Source organism: Acetobacter fabarum (assembly GCF_011516925.1).
GTDB classification, from domain to species: Bacteria; Pseudomonadota; Alphaproteobacteria; order Acetobacterales; family Acetobacteraceae; genus Acetobacter; species Acetobacter fabarum.
Genome location: NZ_WOTG01000015.1, coordinates 23,023 through 46,531, shown reverse-complemented (window position 1 = coordinate 46,531; position 23,509 = coordinate 23,023). Strand labels below are relative to the sequence as shown.

The following is a 23,509-nucleotide window of genomic DNA, read 5'->3' as shown; positions in this document are numbered from 1 at the left end:
TATTCTGTTTTTTCTGATTGCAGGCAGGCGGTTGTGCCTCCCTGCATTGGCTTAGGCAGCAAAACGGCGGGCTGGAGGCGCACCACTCAGCACCGCGCGAGCGTGGAGTGTGCGGCTCAGAGAAAGCTTCAGGGGCTTGTCGTGGCGACCATCCCAGCTCAGCCCTTCACAGGGGATCAGCACCCCTGCCCTGCGCGCATCCTGATCACGCTGGAAGCACACACGCTCGTTCCCGCCTTCTGGACGGCAGCAGGGTTGGCCCACAGGCGCCCCGCAGCCGCGACACGCCATCTGGTAGGCCGGATCACCATCAGGCCATTCGTGATGGCAGCGCCGGCACGTTACGGAAGCATCGACACAGGCCCAGCGTGACGGAGCCTGCAATTTGTGCGCAGGAGGCAGGAAGGTAATCGGACGCATGGCATTCTCCTTTTCTGAATACCTGCTGCCTGCCGGGACGGCGGACACGCGCTCAAACGCGGCGCGCAGCGCCGGGCGCGAAGCCCCACCGTTTGAACGCGCGGCCCCGTTCTGGCAGGCGCGCTGTTCGTCTGTGTTTTTGAGTTTTGGTCTGAAGCCGACCGCCGTCAGGCGGCGATCCGCACCACCTCAAGGTGACTATCCAGATGGGCTTTGACCGCGGCCCGCGCGTCAGGGTCGGCATCATCGGGCACCAGAACCCTGCCTGCCTGTTCAAGCAGGGCGTCTTTCACCTCAGCTGAGTCTTCTTCCCGTTCTTCTGGGTCATCGGCCTCGCATGCGTCAGCGGTTTCTCTCGGCGTTGTTTCAGCCTCGTCCGGCCCTTCCTGACCAGTTTCGTACAGTTCTTCTTCAACGGTAAGCAGGTGATCAAATTCACCCTCTTCCTCATCGTCGGCCTCATGACCACCTCTCAGAGAGGCCAGCCTTTCAGCGTTACGCACCATAGCGGTCAGTTCCGCTTTCCACTCATCGATCGCAGGACCGAACCCTGCCTGTTCGGGCACCCAACGACCGTCCGCTCCCACATGCGCCATGATGGCAGTCCGCATCTCCTTGCCGGTGTTGCGAGGCAGGAGTTTCAGTGCCTTGCCTGCCTCCATGATGGCAGGTTTGCTGAAGCATTTGAGGAAGTCGTCGAACGCCATATTGGGCATCTGCGCATCGGCGTCGAACAGCAGCCCCATGAGCTGGGCCGTTAGACCACTGCCGCTGTGCTGGCTGATCGTGCAGTTTGCGACGTTCTTGAGCACGGCCACCGCTTCCTGTCGTAGGAGTGCAGGCTCGCGGATCAACACACCTTCGGGAAAGAGCGTGGCCAGGGCGGTCTCCCGCCGGGTCATCTGACCATAATGTTCTTGTTCAGGGGTATGCACTTTGACATTCTGCCCCCCAAGGGCGAGCAGCAGGGCCGCAACCAGATCCCACGGGTCTACGTCCTGAGCAACCGCATCAAGTGCCGCATGCAACGCCTGTGTGCGGATCAGACCCAGCATGGTCAGGCCTGTGCCAGAAATGGCCGCACGCTCTTTGGGAGCCACAACGCTAGCAGGCACAATGCTGCGCGGGGGCACAGTCCCTTCCTGTTCTTCCAGCGCCTGCGGCCGCAACGGGATTTCGTCGATCTTCAGGGTGTTGGGGTTGAGGAAATACCCCATCACATCGGTTTCCTCTGCCGTCATCCAGTTCAACACCCGTTTATAGCCATCTGGCGCGGCCGCCTGCCCGTACTCGCCGGTCTCCATCCTGACCCCACCCTCGGGCAGACAGTCGGCAAGCCACTGTTCCTGTGCTGCGGCATAAGCTGAACCATCCTCGGTAAAGCGGTTATCCTTCCCACCCTCGGCAAACAGGTCTTCGGTCCAGACCACGCCACAGGCTTTGGCCATGGCCTCATCAAAGCGGGCATCCACCGCCATATAGCGCGTCTGTTTCAGGAACCGGGCAAGATCACGCCAGGGCACAACGTCCTCGGGGTCTTCGGCATTCAGACGATACTCGGCCGGGTCAGCATCGTCCTCGACCATATCCTCAAACATTTCTGCCCATGCCGCGCGCTGCTCTTCCACTGGAGCGGCGGCGATCACCTTCAGGTCGTTGAAGTCCGGACCACGGCCCATGTCGATCGCGTGCAGGATCGGTTCGTGCAGACCCGCCAGAAGCGACAGCCGTTTCAGATAGGCTGGTGTAACCATCAGCGCGCGGGCAATCTGTGCGTCTGTATGCGATTTATCGCGGCGGGCCTTATCGACAAAGCGCCATTGTTCGCTCTGGGTCATTGCTTCGCGGATGATGTTTTCGGAGCCGGCCGCCAGACCATCCAGTTTTTCGTCGGCAGACGTAACAATAACGTGCATTTCACGCATTTTCGCGAGGACACAAGCGCGACGGCGGCGATGGCCTGCCACGATCATCAACTGGCCGTCGGGCAGTTCGCGCACCAACGGGGCATGCAGAAGCCCCACCACCTTGATATTATGGGCAAGGCGTCGGTCGGCCTCGACATTGGGGGCTGAGGTGCGGGGGTTTTGGGGATTGTCGAGAAGGGTTTTCGGATCGACGACGCGCAGTTCCATGGAGAGGCTCCTGATCATGGGGAAAACTGGCAGGCGATTGCGTCTGAGCTGATCTGCTCTTTTTTCAATCTCCTGATATTTTCCGCGCGGTCGCAGCTTGGGCGGGCGGGCAAGGCCGCGCCGTCAGGCGCGCAACGCCTGGCGCTTGCGCGCCCGCCCAAGCTGTGGCAGCCGTTCCTGTCTTTTTATCTTTCGGTTATGTCTGCTTACGCCCTTATGTCAGACGTAAGAGGAATTGCTTGAGTTTTCGGAAAGCGGCCATATATCGGGATGATAATATGCACATGGAAATGTGCATACGCATGTGCTAAGCTCCGGTTTCCAGGACATGGAGTAAAGCTATGGTTCGCCTGCATTCCACCAGCCCATCACGTCGTCCGACTAATGTGACGTTACCGGTTCAGTTACTCGAAGAAGCCAAATCGCTTGATCTCAACATATCGCAGGCCTGCGAACAGGGGTTGAAGTCAGCGATCGCTTCAATCCGTGCTCAACAATGGCTCGCAGAAAATCGCTCCTCCCTTGAAGCATCCCGACAGTATGTCGAAGAGAATGGTCTTCCTCTCGCGGATTATCGGAACTTCTGAATGGCCCGTTTTGATGTATATCGTTTGGCCGGACGAGGTGAAGCGCGTTTCGTTTTAGATGTGCAGGCAGACCTGCTTGACGAGTTGGGCACCCGCATCGTGGTGCCACTTTTATCACAGAAAGTGGCACCCAGGCCGGCAAAGAGACTGAATCCGGTTTTCGTAATCGATGACCAGTCGTTCGTTATGATGACACAGTTTATGGCTGCTGTGCCTGAACGTGATCTGAAGAAAGTCGTGACTACATTGTCTCTTTATCAGGATGAAATCGCCCAGGCTATTGATCTGCTTTTAACTGGTTTCTGAGAGACAGCCTTAGTCGGTTTTCGCCTCATGGTAGACGCTCAAGCTCTCTTGAGCCTATCTCAAAAGCGGACTTTCGTTTGCGCCCGGCCACCCAGCGTCGCTGCGACCATCATAAACGAATTCGGGATATTGGCGAGCACCGTCCGCATTACTTTTTTTGCCGAGAGGAGGCGCACATCCTGCTGTGATCTATTACGTTTCCTGACGCTAGTCTTAGGATTTTGGTAGCGTATTGACCTTGTGCCCCAGTCATCAGTGATTTTGGCCCGCAGACGAAGACATAATACCTTTTCCTCCTAGCCATCTTCGGCATTAGAACTGACAGTCAAAGTGTGATCACGAACGAAGCGTATCTCCGACATGCTTTGCACTTGTTTAAAGAGACGTTTTCTAGTCGCCGATATAAGGGTGCTAAACCACGCAACCAACGCCTCCCGCTCAGCAAAAAATGCCAGCGCATCGTCGAAGTCCAAACGTGGCATCATCACCTGCTTGTTTTCCCAACTGAAGCATTCGGTTGTGAAGCTAATGCGCTGCCGATCAGCGTCGGAGTGAGCTACGACCTTGTTACGTCGCTCTAACAGTCGCTCATGCAGAGCACGTTCGTCAGGGTTAGGGCTAATATTGATCTGTTTAAAACTGAGCATAGGTAAATTGTTAGCATTTGCGAAGGCGCGCCCATAGGCAATTACAGCAGTGTCTTCAAAACATCGGTAGCGCCGTCGCTCGACGCGAGTGACGAGGCGATCCTCGTCAAGTTCACACATAAATTCTACGGCGCTGTATGCCATCTGGAAATCAGCGAGAGACTGAACCAACCTGATCTGCCGCGGCAGTAGTTGTTCTGCGACGCCGTCTCTTATATTTTTTTCCAATTACATTCCCCATCTAGCACCGATAGAATAGATCTTCTTATAGGATTTAAGGAATAAGACCGGAAAGCCAATGGGAATAATTCACCCGACACCAGACTGCCCAGATCAATGTGAGATGGTTTTTTCCGCCCTCATGGCTGACAACCAAGCGGGGGTGACGGTTTCCTGAAAACCGACATTTCCCCAAGCAAACCGTTCTTGCCACGCTATATGCGTGGGTGCAGCAAGAACAAAAAGTGTTGCAGCGCCGCCTAGGCCGCCAATCGATTCTAATTTTGTTGGTCGCCTGACTGAATAGGAGTAACTCTCACCGGTAAGCGGCGGATCCATCTGTCGTCGCACCGTCAAGATAATTGGTGCACCGCGAGAGTGGAGAACCTGCAAGAAGCAAATTCAAGAATAACGACTATCATGGAGCCTGTCGGGTCGCTTGCAGGATCGCCTTGCCACGTAAAGCATTTGTTTCAGAAAGAAGGCGCGGTGGATCGTGTTCTATCCCTCAATGATCAGATGATTACAGAAAATAGGAGGACTGTCCAGATTTCCGTTTTTGATGCCTCAAAATACAAATAACATTATATCTCAATACCATACCTTTATGCGCAGTTAAAGCCAAACACGCACGGGGCATCATTCAACCCTCCATCCCCCGCCTTGGACACAGCCGCACGTAATGTTTCCTGCTGTTCTAGGGGCATACTTTTGAAGTATTTTGGATTTAAATACCAGCAATCAGCTTTACTAATAGTAAATTTCTCGATAAATTCAATGCACTGCGCGTCAGAAGCAAGGTCACCGATAACCGTATTAGCTTGACTCACATCACCACTTGTGCATACAAAAATCATCTCCTGCTTTCCATTGTTTGGAATGGCAACAACAAGCAAAATTTTAAAATCACCTTTATGATTTGGACCCCAAATAAATATCCCACTTACAGCAATAGGTAGCTGCTTGTTGATGGTTTTTCTTGAAACAAATAAGTTTTTTGGAGGTTTTTTAACGTCAGAGTCTGCATACTGACGAAGTTTTTCACATATTATAGATATTTTATTCGAGATTCTAGGAGATTCCCCAAACGTTTCAAGACGCAGTCTCGCGGAATCGGAATCAATCCAGAACTTCATATTATTGGCACGTTGTTCAAACCACGAAAGTTCATCAAGTGTGGGAGCGAAAGTATCAGTAAAATCAAGTTTTAATTTTCTTATAATGTCTTCCCTTATCTCGGATACGGCATTTTTCATAGCTAAAGATGCATTGTCTCGAATAGATAGTTCTCGGCACGCACATCGGTAAGCTTGTAAGATGAAGTGTTTTTCATCAGATAGAGTTCCATGGTCTTCAAACTCATGAAATAAACGATCATGTTCCTCGCAAAAACCTGCAAATGTTGCCTGTGCTCCATTAGATATTTCTTTCAAACATACGTGCCCTTTGGTTTGATCAAAGTGAGGTATCATAGTTAACCCGTCACAGGACACTGTATTCATTACAGCACCTATCGTCTTATTGCCCCTCTGGAATATGTGTGACCGTATTGCATTATGACGACATCCTGGGAACAGGCATTCATAATTCTCTTGAAATCTTGCTCGCGAAAAGTGTGTTCCCAATAGATATATTTGTCTTTTTTTTTCACCTTCGGATCTGTTTTCCTTCTTTGCTTGGCCTGTTAGCCATCTATCTATCTCATCAAATCTGCTGCTAGCCATACTGCCTGACCTTATCCTACGATTTCGGATTAACACCGCATCCATGTCGTCATGCTATTACGAAGATTATATGGTTAAAAGAGAGATACTTACAAACTTTGACCAATGGCGTGTCACAACCTGATACGGCCAGCATCTGCGCTCGACACTGCTGGACGCACGCCCGATGAGGCGTATCTCAGGGGGCCGTGCCGTCAGAATAGTGGTATAACGACAACCGGGTATAGCTTATTCATTCCCAAAAACTGTCCGAACGGATGGGGCCACCTCTCTACCTCATTGGAGGGGTTTCGTGGGCCAGGCGGTTTTGCTCGAATCCCAGTCGTTCAGGGACTTTGGCCGAGTACTCTAGGACAGACATTCCAATAGTGTGATCGTCTCTTGATCACGGGGCGAGTGGGTGCCCACGGTTGCCATGTAGCTGCTTCTAAGTTCAATCCTGTAAGCGACATTAACCTGCGCAATAAAGGGTTCTTATGGAACATGATCCACGGCTCGCGTTCAAACCCAATGAACGGAATAAGAGAGCACTTACCACTTGCAAAAGTTGTCGCTCAGCACTCAGGTCCGTTTCTAATTGTAGCGAGACGGCCAAAATAAATCATGCATGAGAAAATATCGTGTGCGAGTTATGATCGTTCGAAGATGACTTGCGGAAATTGAAAAATGAGATGGATCCAATGAGAGCCCCATCTCCATAAATGTCTCAGTGAGGGCCTTATCAAATGATTGTCTATTATGCGGATATTGAAAGGCTTTTAATTTGGCCGTAACTTTGAGCAATTCCTCATACTTATGCTCAAGTATTTGATTTCTTGTCGTGGCTGGTGGGGTATTTTTTACTTTACAATTAACAGTCGTAACAAAATCTCTCTTATAGAGAGTTCGTCTGAGAGATCCTGGTGAAATATGTCCATTCGAGGAATTGATTGGCAGTTTTATTGTCTCTTCAAGTATTTTGAACACCAATTGCGAGCAATAGCTGCCGGTATCAAGCGGTCTTTCTTTCACTAACTTACCAACAAGTTTTTCCGCTAAACGAGGAAAGCGTCTCAGACCGATCATCAACGGGAGGAAGTCAACTAATTCAGGATATCTGAAAGCAATATGGTTACTTATCGATGCTAAAATCTGTACTGTCGTAGGAGGATTATCGAGTCGTAATACATCGAATTTGATGTAGGGTAGCTCAGCTATTATCTCACAGTGACCTGTCAGATTGCCATAGGCTTTCACACTTTCAATCCGTTTGAATCCGGAGCCCGCACCGTCGGTTTCAAACCAAACATCCGGGTACACTACCAACATCGCATGGGAGAACATGCTCATTGTCAACGCTGATATCGCTAGCGACGAAGGAGCTGGATAAAGGGAGAATATTACGTCACCGGGCCTCAATTTCGTAATGTCTATTGAAATCATCTTCGCCTTCAAACTCTCTAGAAAATACCTACTATAATGAACATTGAATTTTTACGTCAATTTTATTCACGACCGAGGATCACCGTCACGACTCTGGCCTCAGAGGCATGAACGAGTGATCATTCTGGGCGGATACCACCTAAGCCCACCTTGATGGTCTATTTACTAGCAAGTAGGCTAGGAATGGTTCAACGGGAGGTAAAACCCTCAAGCCCTTTGCAGACACCGCAAATCGAAAGATTTCATCGGCGCTCGACTCGTACGACGCTATCCGTCTCCAAAATCCTTTTGAACGAGGACATACGTACTACAAGGTCACGGACCTTAATGCCTAAATCGGGCGAAGCTGCGCTATTGACGATCTCATCCTGCCAATTAGAGTTTTCGTTGCTCCATTGCAGGAATTGATCAAAGTTTAGAACTCCGCTTATTGGCTTGTAATTGTTGATGAGGAGACCAGGAAGATGACGCGAGACATAATTAGCAGCTCCCTCGCCATGAATTTTAAAATACATTCTGCATGCTATACTTACGTTGTCGATTTTTCCCTCTTTAATGAAGGCTCGCAGAACATCCAGAATTGATCCGGATGGCGTAATCCACCTCTTGTCTCCACGCTCAAACATTGCCACGAGAATCTTGTTGAATTCCTCAGCACGGATATTTTCACGATCCGACAAATCAAAACCGAATTCCGTCAGACGATCGATTTCGTTGAGATTTGCGGCCAATATTTTGTGTAATTCTTCTTCGATACCGTGTGGAATGGAGGACTCACCGTTCAGCCAGCGTCGCATTGTCCGATCGACAACGCCTAGTTTTGTCGCAAGTGCGGTCTGCCACCGTTCCCCATAGAGTGCACGTCCCAACTTGGCGAGTTTGTCGGCCGACATCCGGTGATCTGAGTTCATGTATCAGAGCCTCCTGCCCAATCTAGCCGAACCCAAGCGCCCGCACTATGTCCTAAATCCAGGACATAGTGCGGGCGCTGTCAACACACGACGCGATTCAGACGAAATGCGTGGGACACAAACAAAAGAAATTTGAACCGTGTAATGGCCTGAAGGACCACACCCCCTGAAAAGAGCGAAAAGATCCTGAAGCAGGCCTCCATGGGATCAGAACCAGCAGAATGATTCGGGAGAAACAAGCGGTAGGTCTCAGTCCACCGTTCTTCAATGTAGCAAGTCGGCTTTCGGCCATTCTTACCGGATGCCCATGTCCGGCTTTTCGTGATACGGCCCGGAACCGGACGGACGGCTTTCCCCCCAAAGCCGCTTATCCCGGCCCCACGCTTTCCCCAAACGCTCCAGCGGGCAACGCCCAGCGTGACGTAACAACCGGCCCGTGCCACTGATTTTCCAGTGCACAGGCGACCAGATCCGGCCTCGCCAGTGTCGCCGCGTAAACCCGTCCCCTGTCTGCAAACTGATGAAGCCCACACTCGCGTTTCATTGTGCATCCAAACGTCTGCTCCAGCACAGCCAGTGCGTCAAAACGCTTGGGCATGATGTGCCGCAAGGTTGCAGCCTGATCCACACTCATAAACACGCAGAGCGCACAGGAGAGCCTCCCAAAACCAAGCTGGTAAGGAAGGGCCGGGATCACGCCATACCTTTGCAGGATGGCCCAGATTTGTGCCTCTCTCCATGCATGTACGGGCCTGTAATGATCGACATGCCTGCACCTGCGCCGACTGTCGCGCGTGTCCGTGCGATGCGCGCCAAACACTGCGTAACGGGCACGGTTCGGACTTTCCTCGGCCCGCTCCCCTGTCACGAACAGCGTGCGGTTCCCGAGAAACCGATCCTGCGCACGCAAGGCCATGTCGGCCACATCGATCTTGGCGGTCGCACTGCAATAGCGCGTGCTGAGGCTGGCACTCACCTGCGGGAACCGCAGGCGGGTACCAACAGGACCTGCACCGCCCCGGCGCACCAGCCCTGCGGGGGTTTCACACTGCACTGCAGCGGTGGGCACACCATTGCGCAGGATCTCGCCTTTCAGGCCACCTTCGCGCCATGACAGGTAACAGGGAATTTCAAAGTGGTTCGCCAAGGCGTGGACATAGGACGTGGTGGACGGCCAGTCCATGAAGGATGGTCCCTGCCCGTCCACATCGTGGTGCCATAGCTCCATACGGTTTACCGGCGCACCGCACTCCAGAAGATGCAGCAAGGCAGCGATACTATCCTTACCACCGCTACAGGCAATAATAATCCGGTCATAGCTGGTGAAGTCGATCCGCTCCATTCTCCGGCTCCTTTGAGGGCTTATGATCCACATCTGTTTCCAGTGTGCCGCCCGACGTTGTGACGCCGGACGGCCCGCGTGGCTCAGGCTGCGTCCCTGAGCGCGTTGGCGGCATCGTCCTCTTCTGTTGTGGGCGGGATGTCATCGTTGGCCGGGGCCTCTTCCTCCCCTTCCCTGCTGGTTGCAGCAAGATCGGCTTCCAGCTCGGCCAGCGCGTTGCGTTTCTCATCGAGCAGCGCCTGATCGCGGAAGGGTGCTCCCAGCCGGGCCTGATAGGCGGGCAGCCGTCGTGTGGCCTCATCACGGGTTTTCTGGGTGTCGGCCAGTTCCCCATCAAGACGCAGCACGAGGTTTTCGATGCGGGCCACCAGTCCCAGAGGCTTCGTGTCCTGGTCCACGGGAATGTCCACCGTTCCATGCGCGAATGCCACGGACAGCCCCGCCTCTGTCACCACCTTGTCCTCGGTGAAACGCTGGCGGCTGACGGCATCCAGCGTGATGGCAAATCCGCCGATACGGCCCAGCGTCCACTGGCCTTCCTGCGCATTCCTGACCGCCAGACGGTGCTGGGCCAGCAGGAACGCCCCCGCCTTCTCACGCTCGGTGATCACGCCACGTTCAGTCTCGAAGCGGAAGGCCTCACCGCGCGTGGCCACCCGGGTCCCCAGATCAGCTTCAATCAGCGGGATGCGCGTCTGCGCCCAGGCTATCTCGCGCTCGGCCTGCTGGACAGCCCGGCGCACGGCGAACTGATCATCGTAATGGGCGGCATAGAGGCGTTCGAGCCGTGCGAGTTCGGCCTCCAGACCGGCCTTCTGCATGAGCCGCATATCACCCGAGGCCAGCGCCTTGGCCATGGCGAACTGGTTGCCATCACTATCCAGATCTTCCACACGCCGGATGGACCGATCACCGGACATGGCCATGGCGATGAAGCGCAGTTTGCGTTCAAGCAGCTGCCAGTTGGTGGCATCGACCGAGCCTTCCTGCGCGTAGGCGTAAATCCGTATTTCGGGGTTCTGGTTGCCCTGACGCTCGATACGCCCTTCGCGCTGGATGATGTCAGAGACCAGCCAGGGCACATCCAGATGGTGCAGGGCCAGTAACCGCTGCTGTGCATTGACGCCCGTGCCCATGGTCTGGGTGCTGCCAATCAGGATACGCTTGCGGCCTGCATTGAGGTCGCCGAACAGACGCTGCTTGGCTTCAGCCTTCTTGTAATCCTGCATGAAAGCGATCTGCTCGCGCGGCACCCCCATGCGCACCAGCTCGTCACGCATCCACAGATAGGCGGAGAAGCCCCGCTTACCTTGTGCTCCCACGGTGCCCAGATCGGAGAAAATCATCTGCACGGCACCGGGCTGGGCGTAAGGCTGGCCAGTCTCGGGATTGGTGTACCGGTTCTGCGCACTCTCTTCCCAGATAGCGAAGACATTGCGGATCATCAGATCAAGCTTGCTGTCCTCCCCCTCCCCTGCCCTGCCCCAGCCGACAAAGCGCAGATCAAGAGCCGCATGACGGGCGTCCCCCATGACCGAGAGCAGGATGTCGTCGCCCCTCTGGGGTTTGCCCTTGCGGCGCTCGATGGCGGTGATCCGCTCCGCCAAAGTCTTCTGGTAGGCGCGGAAGCGTGCATGGACTGGTGCTACGACGATCTGGCGGTGGCCTCCACGCACGGCTGGCAAATTGACATAGCGGCGCAGATCGTCCTGCTGGACCACATCGGCGAAGTCACGATAGAGGGCCATGAGGTCCGCAACATTGACGAACTCGGTAAAGCGCGTGACGGGCTTGTAGAGGCCACTGGGCTGCAGTTCGAGTTCGGTCCGGGTCTCCCCGAAATTGGCGGCCCATGCGTCGAACTCGTGCAGGCCGCGGCTACGCAGCGCATCGAGCGCCATATAGCGCTGGACCGAATACAACTCGCCCAATGTGTTGGTAATCGGACTGCCAGACGCCAGCACCAGCGCGCGGCCGGGATTGACCCGCTCAAGATAGCGGGCCTTGACGAACAGGTCCCACGCGCGCTGGGAGCCCTCTGGGGCCACCCCCTTGAGGTCGCCCTGATTGGTGGCAAAGCTCAGTTTGCGGAACTGCTGGGCCTCATCCACGAGGATCTGGTCAATCCCCAACTCCCCCAGATGCAGCAGGTCATCCTTGACGCTCGCCAGCCCTTCGAGCTTCGCTTCCATGATTTCCTTCATGTGCTCGATACGCTTGCGCGACAGCCGGTCGTCTTTATCCATGTCGCAGAGCAGCGTGTCATAGGCGTCGATCTGTTCATCGATCATGCCGCGCTCAAAGGCCGCCTCTACGGCAATGAATTTGAAGGCGTCATGGGTGATGATGATCGCATCCCAGTTCCCCGTGGCCGCGCGGGCCAGAAACCGCTGGCGTTTGGCCTTCGCGAAATTCGTCTCATCCGCGACAAGGATTTTGGCAGTCGGATAGAGCATGAGAAACTCACGGGCCATCTGGGCCAGACAATGCCCTGGCACAACGATCATTGCCTTGCTGATCAGCCCCAGCCGTTTCTGCTCCATGACGGCGGCACACATGGAGAAGGTTTTGCCCGACCCCACGGCATGAGCGATGTAGGTGCTGCCCGCGGCGATGATCCGCCAGATCACCCGCTTCTGATGTTCGCGCAGGGTGATGACTGTGCTTGCACCGGGCAGACGCAGATGATCGCCATTGAAGGTGCGCGGCACGAGATTGTTGTAGGTATCGTTATACAGCCGCACCAGACGGTCAGCCCGCTCGGCGTCCTGCCAGACCCAGTTCTGGAAGGCCTGACGGATAGCGGCCAGCTTCTCCTTCGCCGCTTCGGTTTCCTGCGTGTTCAGCACCCGGCTATCGCTACCGTTGGAATCCCTGATCGTGTCCCAGATTTTTGGGGAGGCCTGCGTGAGCGCGTCTTCGAGCAGTTCACCAGCGTGTCGGCGTTCCGTTCCCCAGACTGACGTCGCTTCGGCCCGCCCAACAAAAGCACGTTTCTCGACACTCCAGCAGGCCACCTCGGCGGTATGGTGGATGACAGCCTCAACCCCCAACACCTCGCGGGTGAAGGCCATGATGTCGCTCACTGGCAGCCAGGGCGCACCCAGGCGGGCCGTAATGTCAGATGGCCTCAGATCCTCGGGCTGGGCCCGTTCCAGCGCTGCCGCCGTGCGGGCAAAACGCGGGTCGTTCTGTGCTGCGTCACGGGCTACCACGAGTTTGGTGCGCACGGCCCCTGAGAGCAGCTCGTCCGCCGCCACCCACACATCGCACCCCGGACACGAAGCCTCGGGATCGAGATAGACGGCCTCGCCCAGTTCGTTCAGGGCCTCATCCACGCTACAGCCGGTCAGCTCGGCGATCAGGGGTAGATCGACACGCCCCGCGTCATGCAGGCAGACCGCCAGCGCGTCATGAGCGGAATGGATTTCGGGCTCGACCGGCGCATGGATGACGCGCTCGGTAAACAGCGGCCCCGGCCGGGCTGTCTGGGTCGCCTCGTCATACTCTTCAATGGAGGAAACCAGCCAGACATCGGGATCATCATAGAACGGCTGAAGGTTGGGCCTGCGGCGGCTTTCGGTTTCCTCACCAGTGGTGGCGTTAACCCGGACCGTGGTGTTGGTGAGATTGATCGGCCCGAACTGGCGGGTAAAACTCTGCCACGCCTGCCGCAGCCGATGCTGGTGCCGCCCAAAGGGCTGATTGTCCATCTGCGCGCGCAGCACGGCCTTTGCCGCGTCCCGCACCGGGATCAGCGCTTCAATAATGCGCGCATGTTTCTGGAACAGACCTTCTTTTTGGTCACCCTTGCGGATGGGCACTTCCTGGCCGGCACCACCAATGATCTGATGCAGGATACGGTTGTGCAGATAGTAGCTGCCTTCCTTCAGGTCAGCGCCTGATGCCGCGGTGCCCACGCGCAGGCCATCCAGTTCTGGCCGCGTAATGCGCTGCTCAACAGGCGGAAGAAACCGGCTCTCGGGGGCAATACGGGCCAAAGCTTCCGGCAGAGCAGCGTGAAGGTCCACGCCCGATACCGGCAGGCAGCAGTAATCAAGTCCGAACTGGCTGCTAGCCCAGCCATGCCGCCCCAGAACCTGAGCGGGATTGTCGAGGAAATAGCGGTTAATGCTCAGCGGACCACGACCTTCATCGCTGTCTGGCACGGTCCCGGTTTCCAGCCAGCCCTGATCACCGGGCAGATCGCCGATGATGCGTTTGCGGAACACCAGCAGATCAAGCACAACCTCGGTACCGGCATCCGCACTCATTGCCCCTGCGGGCAGACGCACGGCCCCCAGCAGGTCAGCGTCTTCGGCGATATGCTGACGGGCCTTCTGGTCAGCCTTGTCCAGTGTATGGCGGGACGTGACAAATGCCGCGAAGCCGCCTGGGCGCAGGGCAGCGATTGAACGGGCGATAAACCAGTCGTGGAGACTGAACCCCCGCAGCTCACGGTGATCCGCTGCATTGACCTGGCGGTTGGAGAAGGGGGGATTGCCGATCGCCAGATCATAGGTGGTCGCCAGAACTGCCTTTGTGAAGTCTTCGTGCCTGATCCACTGTTTAGGGAAGAGCTTGCGGGCAATCCGTGCGGCAATGCTGTCCATCTCAATGCCCGTGAAGGCGATCTGACCTTCGAGACGCTCGGGCCTGAGGGCAATGAACTGGCCAACACCACAGCCGGGTTCCAGGACTGACCCACCCTGAAAGCCACGCTTCATGAGCATGTCCCAGATGGCAGTGACGATATATTCCGGCGTGTAATGGGCATACTGGGTGGAGCGGGCGAGGGCGGCATGATCCGTCTCGCTGCAGGCAGCCTCCAGAGCCTTGCCGAGACTTTCCCATCCTGCGCGGTAAGGTTCTCCCGCACGGGGGAAAAGGGCGTTGGCCAGTTCACCCGCCCCAAAGCCAATGAAACGGCTCAGCACAGCCTGCTCGTCGGGGGTTGCATTACGGTCTTCGGTTTCAAGCGTTCCCAGCAGCTTGATTGCCGCAATATTGTCCCGCGCACGGTCTTTCCAGCTGCTGGCAAGGCCACGGGTGCCCATCAGGCGGAAATCGGTCTGGGGGATGACCAGTGGGGTTTCTGCGACGGGGGAGGGGAGGGGGCTGTCTTCGCCTTCAAGCTCACCCCAGAACAGGTCTGCAGCACCACAGAGGGAAGAGGAAGAGAACAGGCTGAGCTGATCATCGAACAGGGACATGGAAGGCTCCGGGCAAACGCCGAACGCCGCCTGCGTCTGGGACGAGGCGGCGTTCGGTAAGGATGGACAACAGCAGGGAAGGGGACTGATCGCTGTGTTGCGTCAGATTTTCTTCTGCATGCTGTCTCCGGAACCGGGCCTGGGTGGCGCGGGCAAAGGCGGCGCCTGCGCCGGGATCGGGCTGGCGTCAGACAGACCGACCCACCCTTTGCGCGCGACGCTCAGGGCTGGTCGGAGTTTTATTTTTTGCGGATATTTTGTTGTTAAGTTTTCAATCTAATTTCCTATGTCACGTGACATAGATAATTAGGTTGGAGCTATGTCACGTGACATAGGTGACATCTGGGCTATGTCACGTGACATAAATAGATGAGGAAACTACTTACCGATCGTTGCTAGAATATCGTTAATTGCGTCCATACTTTGATGTAGCAGAGCAATTTCCTCATCCGTAAGGCTTTGGGACCTTTCCTTTATAACGCTGATATTTTTTATAAATTTCTGAGCCGTATTAACGTAGCTTTTCGAAAACTTATCCTCATCACTCAATTGAGTACGATACTTTTTTTCTGTTCTGGCCGCATGTGCTGCGAGAACAGTTAGACCGCCCACAAGCGCTTTAGCCATCATCTCATCCCGAACCTGCGATTGGGTTTCACGAGAGATCGCGACCAATGTATTGAGAGGTAACTTTTTTTCAGCGGCCTTCACTAAGAAATCTTCTGGAAGATCAAGTATATGAATCAGCTTATTAACACGAGACTGCGGAATACATAGCTGTCGCCCCGCTTCGCTTTGAGACCATCCATTGTGGGAAATTAGCTTTTGGACCCCTTGCGCCTCCTCTACCGGGGACAAATCTTCCCGCAACAGATTTTCTACCAAATTGGCACTGATGTAGTCCCCATCATATTCTATTGCGGGGATATGCTCCCATCCGAGCGTCGAAACTGCACGCCAGCGTCGTTCGCCTGCCACAATTATCCAGCCATTTGGCCGACTATCATCCTGGCGAACAAGGATTGGTTGAAGCAGGCCTCTTGAGTCTATTGATCGGGCAAGTTCAACAATTTCATCGTCGTCGAATATCTTCCGCGACTGCTGCGGGTCTGGCTGGATGTCAGCTACTATAGCTTCAAAAGTGTGTTTGAACTGACTGTCACGCAGGAACGGCGTTGCTAAAGTTTTTGTTGCTGCAGCCTGCCTATCTAGAAAAGGTGACGTTCTGGGTTTGAATTTAGCCATTACCCTCTCCCACATTCCCAAGCTGTTCTATAATTTGTGCGGCGATAACAGGTTGGCTCTTTGTAGAAATAGCTTCAGCTAAACGGATGTAAGGCTGCACAGCGGGATTACGCGGCGCAACCTCTACCGGTATTTTCGATTCCCATGCAGCATTACTGTATGCGGTGCTATTGGGTACAGGTTCAAGAATTTCAGCCCTCCCAGCTAGAGCCGAAATCAAGTGATTAACAATACCAACGTCAACATACTGGGTGGCTGAAAATTGTGTGGGGATGACACCACCGACGCGCAACCTCGGGTTTGAACGACGGTTAACTTTTGCAATTGTATCCAAGATTAAATTGACGCCCATTACATCGTAAGGCTCAGTTCTTACTGGTATGTAAACAAGATGCGCCGCAGTAAGAGCCATCCAGGTTAAGAAGCCGAGGTGAGGCGGACTATCAATTATGATATAGTCATAGTCAGTCTTGATTTTAGCTATCGCTTCACGAAGCAGACCTTCGGTTCCCGGTTCTCGCCGAACGTCCACTTCAGCAAGATCAATATGACTACTTATCAAAGAAAATGGGAGCGTGCGGCCATCCGATAATTCATAATCTTTTGGCAGGATTATATCGGTTATTGGCTCATCCTTAAGAAGAGCAGCGTCCAAAGTTTTCTTATTTCGATACAAGGATACGATGTCAGAGCCGACTAACGCCGACGTTGCACTCGCTTGTGGATCTGCGTCAATTAGAAGAACACGAAAATTCAAACGTGTCAGAGCAAAAGCGATGTTTAAAGCGCTGGTAGTTTTGCCGACGCCACCTTTTTGGTTCGCAAATGAGATCACTGTAGTTTCGCGAGGATCTCGATTTATCAATAGTTCCAGTTCGGTTGCTACTTCAGCCGGGATTGGCTGCTTTCCATTTTCCCAACGGGAAATGGTGTGTCTGTCGTAGTTCCGGCTCAAACGTTCGTTTAGAAGGTCTTTTAACTGAGATTGGGAAAGGGACAGCCGATCTCTATATTCTTTGAATCTGTGCATGATGATGCTCCAACCCGTGAGTCTGGTCCAAAGCTATACACACAACTATCAACAGTCAACACCCAACAGCAACACTCAACAGGGTAAGTGCTGGACTTTACTCACGCTGTTCAATCTAGCGCTCCAAGTTGAGGCCGAGCTGTAACCGCGTAGAGGCGGGGTTGAACCGGGGAAGGAGACGGGTGGAGAGTAATGCCCGTTTTTTCGTCAATTTGGACGATTGCTTCTGGATAGACAGACAACGCCAAATTCAATGACGGCATAATATCACGTCTAAAGAATCTGAGTTCCTTGTATTCTGGTCCGAATTGGCTTTTCAGAGCTGCCCACGATATATGTAAAGGCTTCATAAGAATATGTAATCTGTATGCCAACCAAATATACAAGTCTATTGCTAGGGACCGCGTGGATATTTGTTTAATAGCAATTTCCCTAAGTGGTAATGGATGATCAATGAGAGATTGGTAAAAAGATTCGTCAAGCCGCACAACATCAAGCCAGAGAGACTTCTGGTCCGTTTTTGAGTCGTCGATAGGAAATATTGCATCTCGAACGAAGGCGCCGTTACTTACAAACTGCGTTCCACCTTCAGTTCGGAAAAACGTAAGTCTGCAGCGACTGATACGCCGACTTTGCTCACGGACTAGTTGATATGTTTTTCCGCCCACAGACAAGTTCATTGCCGCGAGCCAGGCGTTCATTGAGGCGCCTAATTCTATTTCTCTGCTTTTGTTTTTGACTGCCTGCGTTTGTAGATAAAGTAGTATGAGGCGCGCGACGGATCCATATGGTACCCCGATGGGAGTTTTATTGGAGTCCAGACCACTTTCTACTAGCAATTTAACGGGACCACCGTCTTTTTCCCAGACTGGGGAAGCTGTTTTCTTATGCGGCAAAGCAGCCATTGCAAACCCTGCATGAGCGATACCGATGTCTTGTTTCTCATCGGTTAGGATTGCGTGAGCTGCATCCACGCAGCTTCTATCATTCTTACTTGAAGCAAGAATGCGTCGCGTCTCTTCTACGCCATACTGCAGGAGCATCTGGTGGATTTCAGCCATAACCAATGGTGAGCTACTATGCGACCTCGCGTCAACTTGGACTTTCCTCACGCTACATTGTTGGACGGTTGGACTTTTCTCACGCTCTGGTTGGACTTTCCTCACACAGCTATTTGTTTTTTTATTTTGTTTTTGTTTATTTGCTTAGTGAGAAGAGTCCAGTGGAGAATGCCGATTCTCGTGAGAGTGGTCCAGAGATCGCCGTTAGAAGAGTCCAGTAGATAATTCTTCCTTTGGTGGGTCGATTTGCGGGACCTTGTGAATAAAAAATATCGGCTGACTGCCCGTGAGGAAAGTCCAACCAACCCGAATCGGCACACGACATCGACGCTGGCATTCGCTTGTTACTCTTCGCCGTTAGTCTGACAGGGAGGTTAGTGGTGGTGTGCCCCTATGTAGAGCATGCCCATCAAAGGGGTCTCCCAGTTCGAGGTAATCGCCCAGCGCAGCATACGTTGCGTGTCGTGCAAGGCGCTTGAGTTTGACGGGGTGTGCGCCAGCATCCATTCCGGTTGTAAGCGCACCCCTTTTCAGACTGTGCCCCCCAAAGGTTTTTCCATCCAACCCGGCAGCACTGGCACGGCTCTGGATGATCCGGGCGACCGAGCGATCTGTCAGGGGCTGCGGTCCAATTTCACGACCGTTCCCGTCAGAGGCAGCTGTGCTTTCCTTACGAACGCGCCGGAAAATAGGGCCAGCCTGTATGCCAGACACCGCTAGCCAGGCTCCGTATGCCTTTACCGGACAATACTGATCATGGGTGTAGGGGAGGGCGATCTCCACCCCCTTGCCTTGTCTATCACCCTTTGACTGGGGAAGAGTGACAAGCAGTCCTTTACTGACCAGGGTTACGTGGCGAACATCGATGCTGGCCAGCTCAGAACGCCTGAAAGCACCATAGAACCCCATAAGGAGCAAAGCCCGATCACGCATTCCAGATAACTTGCTCAGGTCTATCGTATTGATGATTGTTGCCAGAACATCTTGTGTCGCCGCGGCCTTACGGCGCGGTGTAAAGCCATCCTTTGCAGCGGTGCGCCTGATCCCGGTCATGGTTTCGCCAATAGTGGCGTCAGCAGTCGGAACGGCGCAACCTGCCAGACGATGAAGATAGGTGATTGCGGCCCGCCGCAACTCCAATGTTGAGGGGGCAAGGCCCCGACCTCTTTCGTCTGCCAGAAATGCGGCAATGTCGGCCGAACGCGCGGGGAGGCAGGGAAGGGCATGACGATCCGCCCAGGCACACCATGCCCGGACACCGGCACGATAGGCTTTGCGTGTGTTATCTGCCTTGGCCTGCAAAGCGTAAGCTGAGGCGCTATCACGCGCGGTTTCAAGCGACCCATCGCGTTGTGGAACGGCCCTCCCAAGAGAGGCGTCAAACCATCGGATAATGACGCTTGGCGTCTGGCCCGCAGGAGAGGGTAGGGGAGGGAGCGCGTCAGACTGTGCAATAGTGTCTCTGCGTGCTTGTCTGTAACGCGCCAGAAAGTACGGAACTGAACTGAGATGCAGGGCGAGTGTCAGTAAGGGATCATCTGGAGCTACACCGATCCGCTCTGCAGCCAGTGCACGGGCACGGGCGGCGAACGGCACATCATGAGCAATCACCAGATCGTCAGTCTTATTTCCTGGTAGTCTGATACCAGACAAGCGGAGCTCCAGTCCCGGGGACAGGCGGGCCGTGGCAAGAATTCCCGGTAGAGTGTCAGATGCTGAACCTGCCTCGGTCAGACGGTGCCGGGTGGTCCGGTCACACCGCTCGAACAGAGCAGCAAAAACCCGATCTTTTCGGCCGTGGACAACAACTTCAACCTGCATGAATGGTGCCTCGAGCTTGCTATTACCCTAAGTATCTAACTCCCAGTGTAGTAGGTCATGGCGCTGAGCGAGAACCGTATTTTTCAGCTCATACTGCTTTTTGTGAAGACCGATATGCGGGAAAGCTGAATGACGGTTATCGAGCAACTCACGCTGTTGGACTTCATGGCTGGATCCCATCAGCCGTTCAGACGATGAAATATCGCGACAAGGTTCTTCCAGCTAATGCACAATAGAGGTAAGACTTAGGCTCTATTGTTGTGGAACAGCACGGCGAATCAGGAGGATGGTGTGGGTGAGGACGACTATCGCGCGGTGATCGATGCGCTGGTGGCTGAGCTACGCAATATCGGTGCGCCCGACATCGCCGACCAGCGCCACTACAGCGAGGAAGAGTCGGAGAGAAGCGAGCGCCGGCTGATCTCCCCGCAGCGGCGGCTCGTCGAGATGTTGCGCGGGTTCGAGCGGTTTCTCGCGATCCAAGACCGCCAGACCTACGAGGCGGCAATGGGGCGCATGGCCAACGCACTGCGAGGCGAAGGGCCAAATGCCGTCAGCGTGATCCAAACCACCGATGGCGAGCCACGAGAGTATTTTCTCTCCGAGGCACCCAATTTGCGAGAGGTTCGAAACGACGTGCAGGCACTTATCGACCGATTGCTTGATGGCGACCTGCGTCCGGGTAGTGAGGGGGGGCACCGATGAATCCGACCGCGCGCGCTAACGCAATCGCCGAGATCCAGCGGATATTCGCCGCCTATCGTGCTGCGCAACCGACAGACGCTGCGAACTTGGCGGCGCTAACTAACGGCAAGCTTTACGAGCTGTTCGTACTATCCGACTTGCTGGTCGATCTCGCTAGTCGCGGCTTCGCCTTGGTCTTCGTAGGTTCGAGAGCGCCGTCGGGTAGCGCCGCGACGTCGCACTCAACGCTTAAATTCAAGGCCGGACCTGGCAAAATCAAATTGACCGATTCGCATTTCGAGGTGCGATCGCCTCAGTCGACAACTGTCGTTTTCCGGATATTCGTCGACATCGAATTCGATACGCTCGGCCACAGCCGGAGCACTGTGGCCGACAACAGCCGACGCCACGAGCTCGACATTATCGTGACGACGGCGACTAACGACTATCCCGCCCATGACGAGATCGCGCTCGGGGTCGAATGCAAGGCGGTCGCCAATTTCGGGAAGGGGATAATAAAGGAAGCACTGGGTGTGCGCCGCGAGCTGAGCCTGCTCCATAAGCCGGTGAACTCGATGCTAACTGCGGCAGGCGGATCACCGGCCTTACGCGTGCCAGCCTACCCGCCGTCCGAATTCCGACTTGTATTCATCGATCCCAAGGGAAGCAATTATGCCCAGAGCCCTGGGGTCTACGGTATCGAATTCAAGCATCTCGAGCCTTGAGCGACGCTGTGGGTGAAGATATTTCTCTTATCGACGCGATGATTAAGCGTGCGCTCACCCCGATCCTCGCGCTCGAATGGATCAGCCAGGCAGCAACCGTCCTCAACTCGACCGCTCTGCGCAGCCATCAACAAGCGAATGAATCGCCGCGAACTCTCTGCGGACAAGCGGACGGCCCCTTGCCCTATACAGGTCTATTTACATAAAGAGCTTGGTCACTGCAGCGATCTGAGGACCAGTTGCCGTATGGGTGGCAGTGCCAATTCGGACAAAGCACTCATTCTTTATAAAAGACACTGTTGTTTGCTTCGGTATCCGCACCCGCAGAACGGAATGCCCTTTAAACTTTACGAGGTCCAAGGAGCTTAGAATTTGGGTTTTGAGCGGATCGCTCATCTCTGAATTGGTAATAGCATCCTCAATTTTCCGGAGGTAATGATCGAATTTTAGCCCTAATACCTTCGCTTCACGGTCGAGGCCTACGATCTGAACATGCTCAAAATTAACGGGCTCAATCCCATCGAGCTCTTTGATTCGCTCTGCATCCCTCGGTTTGTCAGCGATGCCGAGAAAAAGATAACCATCGGCACCCGGTCCTGTATTGGCTATCGCACACATGGTTTCCACCATTGATTTAAGCAAAACATCGTCTACACCGCGAGTGTTGTCGAGCCGGACAATTCCCTGCTTGAATTCGTAACGGGGCGTCTCAGTCTTAGACCTGCGAATGGAATTTTCCAAATCGAAACTCATTCCCGGGCCGTGCGTCAAGGCCGTCACATCTTCCTTTACGAAGGATCTGCGGAGAAGCCCATTGACGACAGCGATGTTTTCTTTCCGGTCTTCCGACTTGATGTGCTTCTGCCCTACTTTGATCCGATCAGTGAGATTGTTTAGGGATTTTACGATTGCATCTCTGTTTGCCGGAGTCATACGTTCTTTGATGATAAGCCAATAAAATGCCATGAATACAGCAAAAAAAGGGGACTTTTGCGCGTTCGAAGTCGGCTTTGGGTAAACCGTTGAGCGGAAGAAAAAACGCTCAGTGGACGTAGCTTCCAGCGTCTCTCGGATCATCGAAAAGACCGTTTTCACATGCTGGATAAGGTTCTCTCGTCCATAGACATTCAAACGAGTGTTAACATCTGTGTGCTCCGTGGTATCAGGGTTGTAAAGCTTGTCCAGAAAATCTCCTGACGCCTCGACAGGCTCTTCGAACAAGATCGATGCACAGATGTCAGCTAGAACCTGCTCATCATCGCTGTCACGCAGATCCCCGGTACGAAGAATGCCTTGGTAACACCAAAAAATGTCCTCAGCTTTGAGCTTATACCCGTGAGAGTTGCGGCTGGTCTCGATGCTAATCTCGGGCATCTGGCTGAGGACAAGGGTCTCCTGAGATACGTCTCCACGAATTTCAGCTGCCAACGTCCTGATCGTCTCGGCAAACGGGGTAAGAATACCGGCTTGGCGCCGTTCCTGGTTGCTAAGTTGCTTGCCTCCGGAATTAATTCGGCCGAAGACCTGTGTGATACGTTCCGGTTGCTCGCCAGGGAACACCGTTACTGCCAACTGATAGTCCAGTAAATTGGCGCAGGACTTGCCCCCCAAACGCTTCACATCGTCGCCAAAGGGAATAAAGAGGCCTGATTCTGCTGCCTGCCGGGCCCGGGTAAATTCCGCAATGTCGAAAGCTTGATCTTCCCAAGTAAATCCGTGTTCAATATAGCTAAAGATGGCATTTAAGCGCTGCATACCGTCGATGATTTCCATCACGGCCTTCCCTTCCGGGGTCGTAATTTCTGCGAACAGGAACAGAGGAAGCGGGTAATCTTTGAGCAGACTGTCGATCAAGCGCTGTTTCTCATTTACAGTCCATACTAGCTTGCGCTGATATTGCCGGTTCACAAGCAAACTTTGATCGCGATAAAGCCGATATAGGGATTGAATGCTTATCCCTTGTGGCGAAACAGTCATTTTTTGCTCCAGCATGACAATCGAGTTGCGTGGTATTACA

General features: G+C 54.0%; 19 protein-coding genes. 6 read left to right on the top strand and 13 right to left on the bottom strand.

The genetic code is table 11. The features are described 5' to 3' along the window. Positions 1–51: 51 nt before the first annotated feature. Both GOB83_RS12635 and GOB83_RS12630 read right to left on the bottom strand, forming a co-directional pair. Positions 52–420 (bottom strand): hypothetical protein, encoded by a 369-nt coding sequence (locus tag GOB83_RS12635; RefSeq protein WP_165926294.1) that lies wholly within the window; start codon positions 418–420, stop codon positions 52–54. Between the two features lie 167 nt (positions 421–587). After that, the gene (locus GOB83_RS12630; RefSeq protein ID WP_165926332.1) at positions 588–2,555 is read right to left on the bottom strand and encodes a ParB/RepB/Spo0J family partition protein; all 1,968 of its coding nucleotides are present in this window, start codon (positions 2,553–2,555) and stop codon (positions 588–590) included. A gap of 341 nt (positions 2,556–2,896) precedes the next feature. Between GOB83_RS12630 and GOB83_RS12625 the strand changes: the two genes are divergently transcribed. After that, positions 2,897–3,142, top strand: coding sequence for a type II toxin-antitoxin system CcdA family antitoxin (locus GOB83_RS12625; protein ID WP_165926331.1), 246 nt, complete (start codon positions 2,897–2,899; stop codon positions 3,140–3,142). Then, entirely contained in the window at positions 3,143–3,448 is a 306-nt protein-coding gene (locus GOB83_RS12620) for a CcdB family protein (RefSeq protein WP_165926330.1), read from the top strand. It abuts the gene before it with no gap. Between the two features lie 296 nt (positions 3,449–3,744). Here GOB83_RS12620 and GOB83_RS12615 read toward each other — a convergent pair whose 3' ends face one another. The 6 genes from GOB83_RS12615 to GOB83_RS12590 all read right to left on the bottom strand — a co-directional run bounded on the left by GOB83_RS12615 (position 3,745) and on the right by GOB83_RS12590 (position 14,926). After that, positions 3,745–4,323: a hypothetical protein gene (locus tag GOB83_RS12615; protein ID WP_165926329.1), complete on the bottom strand. Its 579-nt coding sequence runs from the start codon at positions 4,321–4,323 to the stop codon at positions 3,745–3,747. A gap of 596 nt (positions 4,324–4,919) precedes the next feature. Further along, entirely contained in the window at positions 4,920–6,038 is a 1,119-nt protein-coding gene (locus tag GOB83_RS12610; protein ID WP_165926328.1) for a hypothetical protein, read from the bottom strand. A gap of 573 nt (positions 6,039–6,611) precedes the next feature. Next, positions 6,612–7,367 (bottom strand): hypothetical protein, encoded by a 756-nt coding sequence (locus tag GOB83_RS12605; protein ID WP_165926327.1) that lies wholly within the window; start codon positions 7,365–7,367, stop codon positions 6,612–6,614. A 335-nt stretch (positions 7,368–7,702) separates the two neighbouring features. Then, positions 7,703–8,371, bottom strand: a complete 669-nt coding sequence (locus GOB83_RS12600; RefSeq protein WP_165926326.1) for a hypothetical protein — start codon at positions 8,369–8,371, stop codon at positions 7,703–7,705. A gap of 367 nt (positions 8,372–8,738) precedes the next feature. After that, on the bottom strand, positions 8,739–9,713 hold the full coding sequence (locus GOB83_RS12595) for a phosphoadenosine phosphosulfate reductase domain-containing protein (protein ID WP_194301394.1): 975 nt from the start codon (positions 9,711–9,713) through the stop codon (positions 8,739–8,741). 83 nt (positions 9,714–9,796) lie between these two features. Then, positions 9,797–14,926, bottom strand: a complete 5,130-nt coding sequence (locus GOB83_RS12590) for a DEAD/DEAH box helicase family protein (protein ID WP_165926324.1) — start codon at positions 14,924–14,926, stop codon at positions 9,797–9,799. Between GOB83_RS12590 and GOB83_RS12585 the strand changes: the two genes are divergently transcribed. Continuing rightward, on the top strand, positions 14,925–15,206 hold the full coding sequence (locus tag GOB83_RS12585) for a hypothetical protein (RefSeq protein WP_165926323.1): 282 nt from the start codon (positions 14,925–14,927) through the stop codon (positions 15,204–15,206). The genes GOB83_RS12590 and GOB83_RS12585 overlap by 2 nt on opposite strands. Positions 15,207–15,304: 98 nt before the next feature. On the opposite strand, the gene GOB83_RS12580 is transcribed toward GOB83_RS12585, so the two are convergent. The 4 genes from GOB83_RS12580 to GOB83_RS12565 form a co-directional block, all read right to left on the bottom strand. Next, complete coding sequence (locus GOB83_RS12580; protein WP_165926322.1) at positions 15,305–16,171, bottom strand: ParB/RepB/Spo0J family partition protein; 867 nt, start codon at positions 16,169–16,171, stop codon at positions 15,305–15,307. Then, positions 16,164–17,201, bottom strand: coding sequence for an AAA family ATPase (locus GOB83_RS12575; RefSeq protein WP_165926321.1), 1,038 nt, complete (start codon positions 17,199–17,201; stop codon positions 16,164–16,166). The genes GOB83_RS12580 and GOB83_RS12575 overlap by 8 nt, the downstream gene beginning before the upstream one ends. A gap of 110 nt (positions 17,202–17,311) precedes the next feature. Next, complete coding sequence (locus GOB83_RS12570; RefSeq protein ID WP_165926320.1) at positions 17,312–18,262, bottom strand: replication protein RepA; 951 nt, start codon at positions 18,260–18,262, stop codon at positions 17,312–17,314. A gap of 357 nt (positions 18,263–18,619) precedes the next feature. Further along, positions 18,620–20,083 carry a site-specific integrase gene (locus GOB83_RS12565; RefSeq protein ID WP_165926319.1) on the bottom strand — a complete coding sequence of 488 codons (1,464 nt, stop codon included), beginning with the start codon at positions 20,081–20,083 and terminating at the stop codon, positions 18,620–18,622. A 291-nt stretch (positions 20,084–20,374) separates the two neighbouring features. Here GOB83_RS12565 and GOB83_RS12560 point away from each other — a divergent pair, with 291 nt between their 5' ends. From GOB83_RS12560 to GOB83_RS12550, 3 genes are read left to right on the top strand one after another with little or no spacing between them, the layout of a single operon-like run. Then, the gene (locus GOB83_RS12560; protein WP_165926318.1) at positions 20,375–20,788 is read left to right on the top strand and encodes a hypothetical protein; all 414 of its coding nucleotides are present in this window, start codon (positions 20,375–20,377) and stop codon (positions 20,786–20,788) included. Beyond that, entirely contained in the window at positions 20,785–21,492 is a 708-nt protein-coding gene (locus tag GOB83_RS12555; protein ID WP_165926317.1) for a hypothetical protein, read from the top strand. Before GOB83_RS12560 ends, GOB83_RS12555 begins: the two co-directional genes overlap by 4 nt. Continuing rightward, positions 21,489–21,698: a hypothetical protein gene (locus GOB83_RS12550; RefSeq protein WP_165926316.1), complete on the top strand. Its 210-nt coding sequence runs from the start codon at positions 21,489–21,491 to the stop codon at positions 21,696–21,698. The genes GOB83_RS12555 and GOB83_RS12550 overlap by 4 nt, the downstream gene beginning before the upstream one ends. Here the strand turns inward: GOB83_RS12550 and GOB83_RS12545 are convergent. After that, entirely contained in the window at positions 21,691–23,484 is a 1,794-nt protein-coding gene (locus tag GOB83_RS12545) for a GmrSD restriction endonuclease domain-containing protein (RefSeq protein WP_206752418.1), read from the bottom strand. The genes GOB83_RS12550 and GOB83_RS12545 overlap by 8 nt on opposite strands. Positions 23,485–23,509: the final 25 nt, after the last annotated feature.

What these genes read in the sequence shown, in the direction of transcription:
- GOB83_RS12585 (WP_165926323.1), top strand. Translation starts at nt 14,925, where the DNA reads ATGGAAGGCTCCGGGCAAACGCCGAACGCCGCCTGCGTCTGGGACGAG.
- GOB83_RS12590 (WP_165926324.1), bottom strand. Translation starts at nt 14,926, where the DNA reads ATGTCCCTGTTCGATGATCAGCTCAGCCTGTTCTCTTCCTCTTCCCTC.
- GOB83_RS12630 (WP_165926332.1), bottom strand. Translation starts at nt 2,555, where the DNA reads ATGGAACTGCGCGTCGTCGATCCGAAAACCCTTCTCGACAATCCCCAA.
- GOB83_RS12635 (WP_165926294.1), bottom strand. Translation starts at nt 420, where the DNA reads ATGCGTCCGATTACCTTCCTGCCTCCTGCGCACAAATTGCAGGCTCCG.
- GOB83_RS12555 (WP_165926317.1), top strand. Translation starts at nt 20,785, where the DNA reads ATGAATCCGACCGCGCGCGCTAACGCAATCGCCGAGATCCAGCGGATA.
- GOB83_RS12625 (WP_165926331.1), top strand. Translation starts at nt 2,897, where the DNA reads ATGGTTCGCCTGCATTCCACCAGCCCATCACGTCGTCCGACTAATGTG.
- GOB83_RS12580 (WP_165926322.1), bottom strand. Translation starts at nt 16,171, where the DNA reads ATGGCTAAATTCAAACCCAGAACGTCACCTTTTCTAGATAGGCAGGCT.
- GOB83_RS12610 (WP_165926328.1), bottom strand. Translation starts at nt 6,038, where the DNA reads ATGGCTAGCAGCAGATTTGATGAGATAGATAGATGGCTAACAGGCCAA.
- GOB83_RS12595 (WP_194301394.1), bottom strand. Translation starts at nt 9,713, where the DNA reads ATGGAGCGGATCGACTTCACCAGCTATGACCGGATTATTATTGCCTGT.
- GOB83_RS12565 (WP_165926319.1), bottom strand. Translation starts at nt 20,083, where the DNA reads ATGCAGGTTGAAGTTGTTGTCCACGGCCGAAAAGATCGGGTTTTTGCT.
- GOB83_RS12600 (WP_165926326.1), bottom strand. Translation starts at nt 8,371, where the DNA reads ATGAACTCAGATCACCGGATGTCGGCCGACAAACTCGCCAAGTTGGGA.
- GOB83_RS12570 (WP_165926320.1), bottom strand. Translation starts at nt 18,262, where the DNA reads ATGGCTGAAATCCACCAGATGCTCCTGCAGTATGGCGTAGAAGAGACG.
- GOB83_RS12605 (WP_165926327.1), bottom strand. Translation starts at nt 7,367, where the DNA reads ATGAGCATGTTCTCCCATGCGATGTTGGTAGTGTACCCGGATGTTTGG.
- GOB83_RS12575 (WP_165926321.1), bottom strand. Translation starts at nt 17,201, where the DNA reads ATGCACAGATTCAAAGAATATAGAGATCGGCTGTCCCTTTCCCAATCT.
- GOB83_RS12620 (WP_165926330.1), top strand. Translation starts at nt 3,143, where the DNA reads ATGGCCCGTTTTGATGTATATCGTTTGGCCGGACGAGGTGAAGCGCGT.
- GOB83_RS12545 (WP_206752418.1), bottom strand. Translation starts at nt 23,484, where the DNA reads ATGCTGGAGCAAAAAATGACTGTTTCGCCACAAGGGATAAGCATTCAA.